The sequence below is a fragment of the Vibrio azureus genome (genome assembly GCF_002849855.1).
Taxonomy (GTDB): domain Bacteria; phylum Pseudomonadota; class Gammaproteobacteria; order Enterobacterales; family Vibrionaceae; genus Vibrio; species Vibrio azureus.
This window is the reverse complement of sequence record NZ_CP018616.1, coordinates 247,143-259,401: the sequence shown is the minus strand read 5'-3', so window position 1 is coordinate 259,401 and position 12,259 is coordinate 247,143. Positions and strand designations below refer to the sequence as shown.

The 12,259-nt window shown below is 44.3% G+C and carries 10 protein-coding genes and 1 pseudogene; 5 read left to right on the top strand and 6 right to left on the bottom strand.

Annotation, left to right across the window (positions count from 1 at the left end; genetic code table 11):
* Positions 1-7 precede the first annotated feature (7 nt).
* The 6 genes and pseudogenes from BS333_RS22475 to BS333_RS01250 all read right to left on the bottom strand — a co-directional run bounded on the left by BS333_RS22475 (position 8) and on the right by BS333_RS01250 (position 6,366).
* A complete protein-coding gene (locus BS333_RS22475) occupies positions 8-130 on the bottom strand; it encodes a hypothetical protein (RefSeq protein ID WP_255209432.1) in 123 nt (40 codons plus the stop codon).
* Between the two features lie 251 nt (positions 131-381).
* Entirely contained in the window at positions 382-1,194 is an 813-nt protein-coding gene (kdsA, locus tag BS333_RS01270) for a 3-deoxy-8-phosphooctulonate synthase (protein ID WP_033003490.1), read from the bottom strand.
* Between the two features lie 136 nt (positions 1,195-1,330).
* Positions 1,331-2,320 (bottom strand): Wzz/FepE/Etk N-terminal domain-containing protein, encoded by a 990-nt coding sequence (locus BS333_RS01265; protein ID WP_021708966.1) that lies wholly within the window; start codon positions 2,318-2,320, stop codon positions 1,331-1,333.
* A 122-nt stretch (positions 2,321-2,442) separates the two neighbouring features.
* Positions 2,443-2,844, bottom strand: coding sequence for a four helix bundle protein (locus tag BS333_RS01260; protein WP_021708967.1), 402 nt, complete (start codon positions 2,842-2,844; stop codon positions 2,443-2,445).
* An 82-nt stretch (positions 2,845-2,926) separates the two neighbouring features.
* A pseudogene (locus BS333_RS01255) lies at positions 2,927-5,434 on the bottom strand (SLBB domain-containing protein); the annotation flags it as partial.
* A gap of 368 nt (positions 5,435-5,802) precedes the next feature.
* Entirely contained in the window at positions 5,803-6,366 is a 564-nt protein-coding gene (locus BS333_RS01250; protein WP_021708969.1) for an outer membrane beta-barrel protein, read from the bottom strand.
* Between the two features lie 723 nt (positions 6,367-7,089).
* On the opposite strand from BS333_RS01250, the gene BS333_RS01245 reads away from it, so the two are divergent.
* The 5 genes from BS333_RS01245 (at position 7,090) to rfaD (ending at position 12,206) form a co-directional block, all read left to right on the top strand.
* Positions 7,090-7,311: a hypothetical protein gene (locus BS333_RS01245; protein ID WP_033003494.1), complete on the top strand. Its 222-nt coding sequence runs from the start codon at positions 7,090-7,092 to the stop codon at positions 7,309-7,311.
* An 83-nt stretch (positions 7,312-7,394) separates the two neighbouring features.
* Positions 7,395-8,072: a YjbF family lipoprotein gene (locus BS333_RS01240; protein WP_021708971.1), complete on the top strand. Its 678-nt coding sequence runs from the start codon at positions 7,395-7,397 to the stop codon at positions 8,070-8,072.
* On the top strand, positions 8,069-8,845 hold the full coding sequence (locus BS333_RS01235) for a capsule biosynthesis GfcC family protein (RefSeq protein ID WP_021708972.1): 777 nt from the start codon (positions 8,069-8,071) through the stop codon (positions 8,843-8,845). Before BS333_RS01240 ends, BS333_RS01235 begins: the two co-directional genes overlap by 4 nt.
* A gap of 2 nt (positions 8,846-8,847) precedes the next feature.
* The gene (locus BS333_RS01230; protein WP_021708973.1) at positions 8,848-11,043 is read left to right on the top strand and encodes a YjbH domain-containing protein; all 2,196 of its coding nucleotides are present in this window, start codon (positions 8,848-8,850) and stop codon (positions 11,041-11,043) included.
* A 221-nt stretch (positions 11,044-11,264) separates the two neighbouring features.
* Positions 11,265-12,206: an ADP-glyceromanno-heptose 6-epimerase gene (gene rfaD / locus BS333_RS01225; RefSeq protein ID WP_021708974.1), complete on the top strand. Its 942-nt coding sequence runs from the start codon at positions 11,265-11,267 to the stop codon at positions 12,204-12,206.
* Positions 12,207-12,259 lie beyond the last annotated feature (53 nt).

Here is a 12,259-nt window from a genome sequence, read left to right as displayed (position 1 = left end):
ACACTACTCATTGTTCTATGCCTTTAAGATCATCTGGACCAATTTTTTCTAATAGCGGTTGAAATATTTCTTTTAGATTAAGCTCATTTAAGCTCAACAATAATTGCCCTACAAAGATTTTCATCATCACAATACCACCTTTACATTCAGAGACCACCGCCTGCTTGCTCTCAAATTAGTTTATGTTCGCTTTCTGAAATTACCAATAAAATAAAGCCTTTCATTGCAGATAAATCTAGTACATCATAACCAAACAAAGTTATTTAATCTGAAATAATAAAACCATACCACTTTGACATACTAATGATTCCATCTGCAATGACTTCATATGCTTCAAACAGCCTTAACTTAATAGGTTTAGCTAATATTTAAGACATGGTATCAAGCTAATTTTGATTCAATAAAAGGACGGCGATGAACTACCTCATCAATCTCTAAAAGAGTTTCAAGGAGCTCTTCCATATGTTTTAAAGGTAACATATTAGGGCCATCGCATAGAGCATTATTAGGGTCAGGGTGAGTTTCAATGAATAAGCCATCGATACCTACTGCCACAGCAGCTCTTGCTATAGCAGGAACATGATAACGATTGCCACCTGTTGAACCATTCAATACCCCTGGCATTTGAACACTATGTGTCGCATCCATTACAACTTTACATCCCGTTTCCTTCATAATGGTTAATCCAGGCATATAGTTAATGAGCTGGCCAAAACCAAAGCTCGTACCTCGGTCACATAACCAAATATCCTCATTGCCAACTGCACGACATTTTTCAACCACTGGAGCCATTTCAGCAGGGTGCATCCATTGACCTTTTTTAATATTTACAGGCTTCCCCATAGAAGCGACCCTTTGAATAAAACCCGTTTGTCGTACTAAAAAAGCAGGGGTTTGGAGTACATCTACGACAGATGCAACCTCATCTAAAGGGGTGTCTTCATGGACATCAGTAATAATTTTTACACCTAATTGTTCTCTCGCTTTTTGAAGTATTTTCAAACCATCGTTAATTCCAGGTCCTGTAAATGCTTTCGCAGAAGAGCGATTTGCTTTTGTAAATGATGACTTTGCAATATATTCAATACCAAGTTTATCTGTTATTTCTTTTAATTTACCAAATGTGTCTACTACTAGCCCTTCAGACTCAATAACACAAGGCCCTGCAATCAAAAACATATCAACCTCATTTATTAAATTATTGTTTCAGTGGAATTCTCCAACTGATATATTATTTATCATTTTGAGACACCCTATTTCAGGCCGCTCATTCTAAATATGATTTTTTATTATTTAAAAAATCGCACCAATAGGAAACACAACCCTAGATTCAAAGTTCTGGGTCTTCCGTATCTTCTTTGCGAAATACAAAGTGCGCTAGAACAATAACAATAGCAAGCATTCCTCCAACTAAGGTACCTAGTATGCAAATCAGTGCTCTTTTCGGGCCTTCTTTCAATTCTGGCACCACTGCAGGGTCCACTACTTTGAATATGAATTCTTCTTGTACTTCAGCTAACATCAAGCTTTTGGTTTGCTCTTCAATTAACTTATAAAAAGTGCTTTGCATATCAGCAACAGCGGTTTTTTCTAATTGAGTATTGAGGTAGGCAAGATTTTGAGAGGTTTCCGCGATGGTGCGCTCACGCATCACTTTGTTGATGTCTTCGATTAGCCAATTCACCCACTGCTGAGCAATGTAAGGAGAATAGTGTTTTACTGACAATGTAAATAAACCACTCTCTTTATCTTGGTTGATCAATAAAACGTCTTTATTAAATTCTTCAAACGCTTCCTGAGCGCTTGGTTCGGCGCCACGTAAGCCTTTTGCTTCTCTAAGCCACTTGTCCGATTCTGGATTGTAAAGCTCTTCGTCGATGATTAACTGGTTATTGGCTAGGTCCCAGTCTTTAGCCGCCATTAATGGCACCAATAAGTCGTGCTTGGTAATAAACGCATCGATAAATTGGCGCGACTTGAGCACTTGAACCGCTAGATCGGTTTTTGATGATTCACCACCACCAAGGTTGATCCCCGCCATTGCAGCTAGGCCACCAAGTTGTCCTGCCATTTGTGACAAGCCACCACCATTCGAGCTTTCCGCCGGCGCTAGTAATGCGTCTGCTTTATAGATATTGGGCAAGCTTAACGCGTACAACACCGAACCAATGGCGAAAATGGCAGTGGTAATAAGGATAATCCACTTCCCTTTCCACAAGGCTTTAAACAGTTCGCGCAGATCGATTTCGTCATCTGCTGGCTGTTGAGCATGCGGCGGGTAAGGTAAATAATTCTGTTGGTGTTCTTTTTTTGGTTCCATGGATTCATTAGGTCCTAGGATCCTAGGGACTAGGATCGATAAAATAATTGATAGGTCCTAGGTCCTAGGATCCTAGGACCTAAATTACTTATTCGTGAATTTGTGTATTTTGGAGCTAGGGCCTAGTGCCTAGAGTCCTTATAACTTTGGTATTTTGCTTTAGGTTCTCTTACTGAGCCTTTTCTTCGCTTGATAAGTGCTGCAAGCATGGCTGAGATTTCTTTGGTTTCGCTTATTAGAACGAGCGCTTTTTGCTTATCAAGAAATCCCGCTTCTATCCCAATATAAAGTTGGGTAATCGCTTCACCCGCCGATCCTTTTGCAATGTAAAGAAACCTTGCAGACTCATTGGCCGTTTCACGCTCTTCACCCTCAGCGATGTTAGAAGCAATTGAGAGAGCACTTCTTGTTAATTGGTCTTTAAAGCCAAAGTTTTTACAACTTTCTAGCTCTTTGTAAACGTCACAAGATAAACGACAACTTCGCTTCCAAACATCTAGTTTTTCAAACCCCAGTTGTCGCATTACTCTTTCACCTTAGATCGATTTAAAAGTTTTAGGTTTTAGGTCCTAGGGTCCTAGGACCTATCTTTATTCCTAGTATCCTTTACTTCAACGCATTAATCGCTACACCGGTTTGGTATAGGATCTGCGTTGCAGCTGTCCAGGTGCTGAGAGCATCACGGTAATCGGTGTCAATTGGCACAACAATCGTGTCGCCTGCTTTTAGATCTTCATGATTGTTGCCGAACCAGTAGCCAGACGATGGTTTGTATACCGAGCCATCGGCACGGACAACAAAGATACGGTCTTCATCCGCTTGCTTTTTCGCGCCACCAGCTTTGTTCAGGTAGTCATCGACATCCAGCTTATCATCCAGCAAGTACGTAATAGGGACTTGAACTTCACCCATAATAGAAACGGTATTACGGAAGGTTGGCACAAATAAGAAGTCGCCGTCTTCCAACATAAAGTCTGCTGAGTGGTCACCTTTAAGAATACGGTTAAGCTGAACCACCATGCGTCCTAGAGCTTTACTATTGCTGGCTTCTTCAACAAACTTCAAGGTCTTTTCTGGGTCAGAAATTACCGAGTTGAAGTTGCCGTCAGCACGGAAAGCTTTTTTGGCCGTTTCTGCACGCATGTCTTGCGCGTATTGATTGAGCAGCTTCTGCTCTTGTAGGCGTAAAGCTTCACGAGTGAAAATTGCACCTTGAGGGTGAGCAAATTCTGTCAAGCCACCCGCACGTGTTAACAACTGATCGAGGGTTTCACCTTGGCGCACGGTGTACGTACCAGGGAAGCGCACTTCACCTTGAAGGGTCACAGTACTTTGCAGTTTCACATTTGGCTTTTCAAGGATATTTAAGCGGTCACGACCAGAGATCAACACATCTGCATTGCTATTACCTTGAATCGCTTTGCGCAAATCAACCCGTTCAACGTCAATCGATGCACGCTCATCAATATTATTGATCACCGTGTGTGCTAACTCAGCGTTGATGGTAAAGGCGTTATAAGTCAGCCCACCTGCTGCGGCCAGCAAGCTCGACACACTCATTCGTGGTGTGATTGGGTAACGGCCAGGATGTTTTACTTCACCAAATACTTCTGCAATTTGTGGCGCTAAACCTAAACGCGATTGCTGTTGCAACTGCAGTAAGACTGGCGCAAGCAAAGAACTGCGAGTATTTTGCTTGATGGCATCAAAGTCCTCTTGGGTGATTTCTCGGCCATGGAACATAATCTTAGGCTCGGCCATCACTAAACCTGAATTAACCTGCTGCCTATTACCTTGAAGATGAGCTTCTGCATTTAGGTTTTGAGAGCCCGATAAGTGACCTTGAGTCGTCATACCTTGAGCTAACATCTCTTGTGACAAGTTTCCTTGTGGCGCCGTGAGCAACGCAACAGATGAATTCAAGGCCGCTTGTTCTTTCTGTTGTGCTTGTTCCGCTTGCTGCTGTGCTTGCTCTAAGGTTTTCGCTTTGCTGGTCACTTCTTGTTCCGCAAAGGCATCAAGATCTTCATTGTTAAAGCGGTTAAACACCAATACTCGGTCACGCGATTGCAGTTCTAAGTTATCTTGGCTGTTAGGCGCTAAAATTGCGTTAGCCAAATTAATCTGGAACACTTCAATATCACGCTGTGGATTCACTTCACGAACTACAACGGCGTAATTAACGTCCGCGGTTGAGTTAAACGAGGTATCTACGGCTTGGAATAAGTTGGCAATACGTAGACCTGATTTCCATTCGACAAAGCCGGGGTGGCGAACATCACCTTCAATTTGCACATAACGCGTGAGCTCTTCGCTCTTGGTTAATACGTTGACTGTATCACCGTCTTTCACTTTGGTTTGCTTATCGCGAGCTTGGTTAAAATCAAGCGTAAGCGCGTTACGTGCGCCTTTGGCTGCGTAGCGTTTTATTTCAACCTGATCACGGTGAGCGTTTGCAGTAAAGCCCCCCGCCATATGAATCGCTTGTTGGTAGGTTTCACCCGGTTTGATTTCATAAATTGCAGGGCGGTTGACTTCACCGTCAATCGAAATGGTGTTACCCACTGGGCCAATGAACACCACATCACCGGGCATTAAGCGTACATCGTTGCGGGCATCGCCTTTTAATAGCAGGTCATACATATCCAGCTTGCGGATCACTTGGCCATTACGTTTGAGTTGAATATTACGTAACGCACCGCTTTCATCAAAACCACCACTGTAGTAAATCGCTTGCGAAATGGTTGTCAGCGCACTTACGGTGTAAGAGCCAGGTTTGTAAGCATCGCCCATGACAAATACTTGCATGGTACGCATTTTGCCCAATGAAATATCACTGCGTACACCAATCATTTGCTCTTTGACGCGTTGATTGAGTGATTCACGCACATCAGAGAAGCTCATCCCTGCGACTTGTACTGGGCCAAGAGAAGGAAAGTTGATGATACCAGCACGATTTACGCGTAGACGGTGGGTATTGTTCTCTTTACCAAACAGCTGAATGACGATTTCATCTCCGGCGCCTACCGTGTAATCAGCAGGAACAGGCACATCACCAACAGGAGCAAAAGTGGTCGGTGAGCCAGCAAATAAGTCCAAGCCAAATCGTTTTAAACCTTGTGGCTGTTGCTCCGCTTCCGCTTGCTGCTGCTCAGTGAGCACACGTTCACTGACCATGGGTCGAGGTGCCATCACTTGCGGATTATTGTACTCGCTCGACTGAGCTGATGAGCCGTTAGGTAGTGTAATACCATATTTACTGGCCAGCGCCTGTTGCTGATCCGCAGGCAAACTTTGAAACATTTTTATCTGTTCAGGGGTTGGCGTTTGCGCCTGTGCAGCCGACATCAAGGTGCTGGCTAACACACAAGCTGCAATTGAGAAATATCCTTTGAGCATGATCATTCGCTATGGTAAATCAAAATTGGGAAAGCCCAGCTGCTTTGAGCTGAGCCCGCTAATAATTAAAATAAAATTAACAATTAAAAACGGTGCTGAAAGCCTAAGGTAAAGGCATTAAGGCGCAAGTTTTCTTCTGATGCACTGTCTACAAACTCAAACACGACGGCGTTGTGTCGGCTTAACGCAAAATGCATCCCGACGCCAAAGCTAAAACCCTGCTCTTTAATAGAGCCATTTTGTTGCTGATTGATCTCAACGCTGGAATAGCCAGTAAGACCATACATGGCAAAGCGATCTGTGATAGGAACATTCATTTTGACATATGCACTGGCCAGTTGATCAACATTTAAGCCGCCGTCTCTTTGCATCGATGTGCCATAACGTGCCTCAAGTGCCAAGTAGTCATTAAAAAAGTACCCAGCTTGAGCTTGAATCAGTAATGGGCTGGCATCACTCACCTTGTATGAAGGTGATGGCGGGTTAAGTAGCTCAACCGATCCTAAAGAGGTCGATGATGTAGGAGCACGGTATTCTGCATCAGCATAACTGATTAATGCCCCAGCGTAGAAATCCGCCGATGCTGCAAACGAACTGAGCCCTAAACAGAGTGCACTCAGCGTCCCTAACCATGGTTGTTTATTCATTACGTATCTATTCCTGAGTATCGATGGACCATCATGCGGCCATGTATTTATGCACCTATCCCGTTTCCGGCCTCTAGCTACATTTAGCTACGCTACCGCCCAGCGGCATTACGCGTCAGCCACAGTTCGCGAGGTTATGAATCAATAACGCTATTGATAAAAATGTTAAATTTTGTGTACTATAATCAATCTGAATATCTTAAAAGATGTTTTGAGAAGACCCACACAAAAACTGACAAATTATGCACGGATCCGACTAAAACAGCAAGCTTAGCCGGGTCACTACGTCGCATCTTTAAAAACATCATCACATAACCAAAATCGTTCCATCAGGGTAATTATCTGAAAAGTTTGAAAGGTTCTATTTATCTGGGTTTCTGGGTTTGTAGATCCTAGGTTCTAGGTCCTAGGGTCCTAGGGTCCTAGGGTCCTAGGGTCCTAGGGTCCTAGGGTCCTAGAAGTAGCGTAAGGAAGTTTTGGTTAGGTGCAAGTTGAATACGGAATGATGAAAGAAACAGCTCCTAGGAACTAGGCCCTAGGATCCTAGGTCCTCAAAAACCTAGGACCTTAACTCCCCCTTTTTTTGCGAGTCTTTATTTAGAAAAACATTCATTAAGTAAGAAACTGTTTACATGCTGCTCGTTTTTTATCTAAAATGGGAGCTGGTATGTTATGAACAAACCAAACATCGATGTTTTAAAATCTGAAATACAAGGATTAATAATGAAGAATACAGCACTAGCTCTTCTTATGGCTCTAAGCGCATCAACTGCATTTGCAGCAGAAGAAGCAGGCAGCGCAGGTACAGCATCTGCATCTGCAACTGGTACTACTGCAGTAGCAGTAGGTGCAGCAGCAGCAGTTACTATTGTTGCAGTTGCAGCATCTGATAGCGACTCAACGTCTACTTCTACTTCTACTTCTACTTCAGTATCAACTAAGTAATTTAGTTTTGTAGAATGAGAGATAATCGCCCTGAATCATTCAGGGCGATTTTATTTGTACCAGCGTATTTATGAGAGAGCATCATGGCCTCCATCCTTCCTCCATCTTGGCGACGCCTGTTGATTGTCGCGCCTCTATTTGGCTTGCTTTTCGGCTGCACACAAAAATTTAATGATGTATCCGCCACCGTTCAAGAAGCTTACAGTAACTATATCGACGTTGAGATGTCCGCCGATGAGATCAACGCCGTGCCTTATGCCAGCGCCTATTTAAAAATTGGCGACCAAAAACAAGTTTTTGTGGTATTAGCGTTTGCTGAACCCAACCCATTAACAGGCAAGACCCAACTTAAATGGGTCAGTGCTGATAACGCCATGGTAGTGACCGAAAATGGGCACATCGTCAAAACTCTCGGTTTACAAGCGGGTAACCTTGCTGGGGTTTATGGTGACGTACCTAGCTACTCAACCACACCAACGATCAGTTACGCCCTTTCTTATGATTGGCCAGAACAATATCGCTATGGCTTCCCTGCTCAGGTGACACGCAGCTATCAAGGCAAACAAAGCGTAGAAACACCCCTTAACACTGTTCAAGCCGACGTCTATGAAGAACGGGTTGAGTTTCCGAGTTTATCCCGCGAAGTACACAACCGTTATTGGGTTAATGCTCAAGGAAAAGTGATTAAAACACGCCAACACTTAGGGCCTTCGATGGTACCTGTCGAATTGACCATTCTAAGAGAGTACAGCAAATCATGAGCAAAAGATGGTTACCTTTATCGCGCCTAGCGAAGATGATGACTTGGGCCAGTTGGGCATTGTTCTCTTCTGCGCTAACACAAGTACACGCTCAGCAAGATATTCCCTTACAAGTTGAACTGATTGGCACGCAGCAAGCCTTACAATTTCAGCAACCTGCCCGCCTTGAGCAAGTTTTAAAGCAGGCTCAAGCACAAGGTATGACTTTGCAGTACCCTTTGGCCGTGACGATTTTTGATCGCTCTCCACAAGCTGAGCAAAGCAGCATGGCACGTAAAAATTCGGTGTTGAATCAAATGATTCAGCATAACCTCGTCACTCATCCAACCTATCAGTTTATTCAGCAGAGTCAATTTGCTCCGCGAGTGCTGTCTGGCGTCGATATTGATGCGATTCGTCTAGATAAATTTGCCAATCCACGTTTAACCGGCCTACTGGCCCTGAGCGCTCCAGCACGAGAAGAAAACGTACTTTACTTGGGCAACCTCGATGGCCTTTACCGAGTCAGCAATTTGCCAGGCATCGCTTTAAAAGCGCAACTTGACAGCCTAGCCTCAACAAAAGAGCTCGCGACTCTGCCTCAACCGCCGATTCTGATTTACCCAGATGGAGAAGTGGTAGAGCCTCATCATGGCCGCTGGCTGACCACACAATATTACTTGCCACCACTGACCATGGTGTACATTCCATTTGAGGATTACCAAACCTCAACCATGGATCAAGACATCGTCCAACTGCTTAGTCAGCGTATCCCGACTGCAACGAAGAAATAACCATGAACCTGATTAGAACCCCTTTATCGCTCTGTTTAATCAGCCCAGCGTTGGTTTGGGCTCAAGAGATGCCTTTTGAAGTGCCGCCACTGCAACCCTCTCAAATGGACTTTGGTGGCGTTGGCTTGATGCAAATGCCAACCGGCCGTATGGCACCGGAAGGTGAATTTAACTTTGCCGTGACGGGCAGTGATGAATACCTGTTTTATAACGTTACTTTACAAGTGCTGCCTTGGCTAGAAACCACACTGCGCTACACCCTAGTTAACGATATGCTTTATAGCAGTGACCCTAGCTTTTCTGGTAAAACGAAATATACCGATAAGGGCATCGACTTTAAGGTTCGCTTATTGGAAGAGTCACACTATTTGCCTGAGTTGTCCGTGGGCATTCGTGATTTTGCCGGTACTGGCTTATTTGATGGTGAATACTTCGCGGCTACCAAGCGCTACTCTCACCCCAATGTCGGTACGTTTGATTTTACCTTGGGTTTAGGTTGGGGCTATTTAGGCACTCGTGACAATATCACTAACCCAGCCTGTAAAGCTTCCGATAAATACTGCTCTCGTCCATCCGACTATAAAGGAACAGGCGGCAGTGTCGATTTTGAACGTTGGTTTAAAGGCACTTCGGCTCTCTTTGGTGGCATTGAATATCAAACCTTATATGCTCCACTGCGTTTTAAGCTTGAATACGACAGTAACGACTATAGCGAAGATTTTCCTGTCATGCGCGGTGACGTTAATATGACACCCCACACGCCATGGAACATCGGTGCACTTTACCGTTTAGGCACCATGGGCGATCTGCGCTTAAGTTATGAGCGCGGGGATACTTTAGTTGCAGGGATTAGCCTCAATACCAACTTTAATGATATGCCATCGTTTTGGCGTGATACCCCAACTCCAGCCATAAGCCAACAGCAACCAGATCAGTTGTCGGATGTTGATTGGCAACGTGTCACAGAAGATCTGGATAAGATTGCAGGCTATCAAAATACCCAAATTTATGTCGATGGTGACACGGTATCTGTCGTCGGTGAACAGAAGAAATACCGCGATCGTAAAGAAGCGCATGAAAAAGCCGCAGCGGTATTAACCAACCAGATGCCTCAAGAGATTGAGACTTTTACCATCAACGAGCGTAATGGCGGTATTTTAAGCAACCAAACCGTGATCGATAAAAACAAGTATCGCGACTTTGCTGAAGTAAATTATCTCAACCCAAGCATTGAAGATGCCACCTCCAACTCAAGTGCACAGCCGCAAGGGACACCCACTTATGATGGCTTTGAGCGTTTTGATTGGGGCTTCTCGCCAAAGTTGGCTCAAACATTGGGTAACCCTGAATCATTCTATTTATTCAGTGTCGGTTTAACTGGCAGCGCTTCCTACTGGCTGACTGATAATCTCGAATTTGGCGGCTCTCTCTACTGGGATTGGTACAACAACTACGATAAATTTAACTTCGTCACTCCACCAGATGCGACTTCGGTTCCTCGCGTGCGTACCATGTTCCGTGCTTACCAAAATGAGCACCCTGTGACCATGTCTAACCTTCAAATGACGTGGTTCCAAGAGTATGGCGATAGCGTTGATCAGCAAGTTTATGCCGGTTATCTCGAGAGTATGTTTGCAGGGGTTGGTACCGAAGTGCTTTACCGTCCACAAGGCGCAAACTGGGCCATCGGTGCCGATATTAACCTGATCTCTCAGCGTGACCCGCAAAGCTACTTCGGTGTCTACGATCAAAAATGGCAGCAAATCCCTGAATACGGCCGCCCATTTGAAGTGATCGATAAAGGCTTTACTGGCTTTGTGTCTGGCTATTACTTCCCGCAATGGAATTTCCTACAAGACTTAATGATCCAAGTCGATGTCGGTCAGTTCTTAGCCGGTGATGTGGGTACTCAGATCAATGTCGCAAAACAGTTTAAGAGTGGTGTCATTGCCGGAGCGTTTGCTTCAATCAGTGATTTATCAGCCGATGAGTTTGGTGAAGGCAGCTTTACCAAAGGATTCTATGTCTCGATTCCATTCGATATTATGACGGTGAAGCCAAGTAATAATCGCGCCTTCTTTAGCTGGCAGCCTCTCACTCGAGATGGTGGTCAAAAGCTAGGACGTAAATACAGCTTGATTGAGCTAACGGATGAACGTAATCCGTGGTATCAACGTCCGAATGCGTCTGGGGAGTAGGTTTTAGGGTCCTAGAAGGAGCATACAGGGTGTTTCGTGTGTTTCAACAGTTCTTGAATATATTTTTGGTATACGGAATATGGGAAAGGTTCTAGGTTCTAGGTCATAGGTCATAGGTCCTAGGTCCTAGAACCTAGAACCTAGTTTATCCCTACCAATAGCGCTACTTTCCGTTTCTTGCTAAAATTCTGAAGAAAATTTTAATCTATGGTGGAAGTCTTATGATCATCGTAACTGGTGGTGCTGGCATGATTGGCAGCAATATTGTTAAAGCACTCAACGAAGCAGGAATTAACGATATTCTGGTGGTTGATAACCTAAAAAACGGTAAAAAGTTTAAAAATCTGGTTGATCTGGATATCACCGATTACATGGATCGTGATGACTTTCTTACACAAGTGATGGCTGGCGATGATTTCGGTCCTATCGAAGCGGTATTTCATGAAGGGGCTTGCTCTGCGACGACCGAGTGGGACGGCAAATACATGATGCTCAATAACTACGAGTATTCAAAAGAGCTGCTGCATTACTGCTTAGACCGTGAAATTCCTTTCCTTTATGCTTCATCTGCTGCCACATATGGCGAAACCGAAACCTTCATTGAAGAACGTGAGTACGAAGGTGCTCTTAACGTTTACGGTTACTCTAAACAGCAGTTCGATAACTACGTACGTCGCTTATGGCAAGATGCCGAGCAACATGGTGAGAAACTGTCGCAAATCACTGGCTTCCGTTACTTTAATGTTTATGGCCCACGTGAAGATCACAAAGGCAGCATGGCCTCTGTTGCTTTCCACCTGAATAACCAAATGAACGCAGGTGAAAATCCAAAACTGTTTGCAGGTAGCGGCCATTTTAAGCGTGACTTTGTTTATGTCGGTGATGTCGCAGCGGTTAACCTATGGTTTTTAAACCATGCAGTATCAGGTATTTTTAATTTAGGCACAGGTAATGCTGAGTCTTTTGAAGAGATTGCCAAAGCGGTGATCCAATACCATGGCAAAGGTGAAATCGAGACCATCCCATTCCCAGAGCACTTAAAAGGTGCTTACCAAGAATTCACTCAAGCCGATCTTACTAAGCTTCGTGCGGCTGGCTGTGACGTCGAGTTCAAAACCGTAGCACAAGGTGTCGCAGAATATCTTGCGATACAAAACGGTTAATCTTATTGCTATCAAACAAGGCAGGATATCCCCTGCCTTGTTTATTCTGTTAT

What these genes read in the sequence shown, in the direction of transcription:
- BS333_RS01265 (WP_021708966.1), bottom strand. Translation starts at nt 2,320, where the DNA reads ATGGAACCAAAAAAAGAACACCAACAGAATTATTTACCTTACCCGCCG.
- BS333_RS01260 (WP_021708967.1), bottom strand. Translation starts at nt 2,844, where the DNA reads ATGCGACAACTGGGGTTTGAAAAACTAGATGTTTGGAAGCGAAGTTGT.
- BS333_RS01250 (WP_021708969.1), bottom strand. Translation starts at nt 6,366, where the DNA reads ATGAATAAACAACCATGGTTAGGGACGCTGAGTGCACTCTGTTTAGGG.
- BS333_RS01245 (WP_033003494.1), top strand. Translation starts at nt 7,090, where the DNA reads ATGAAGAATACAGCACTAGCTCTTCTTATGGCTCTAAGCGCATCAACT.
- BS333_RS01240 (WP_021708971.1), top strand. Translation starts at nt 7,395, where the DNA reads ATGGCCTCCATCCTTCCTCCATCTTGGCGACGCCTGTTGATTGTCGCG.
- BS333_RS01235 (WP_021708972.1), top strand. Translation starts at nt 8,069, where the DNA reads ATGAGCAAAAGATGGTTACCTTTATCGCGCCTAGCGAAGATGATGACT.
- BS333_RS01230 (WP_021708973.1), top strand. Translation starts at nt 8,848, where the DNA reads ATGAACCTGATTAGAACCCCTTTATCGCTCTGTTTAATCAGCCCAGCG.
- rfaD (WP_021708974.1), top strand. Translation starts at nt 11,265, where the DNA reads ATGATCATCGTAACTGGTGGTGCTGGCATGATTGGCAGCAATATTGTT.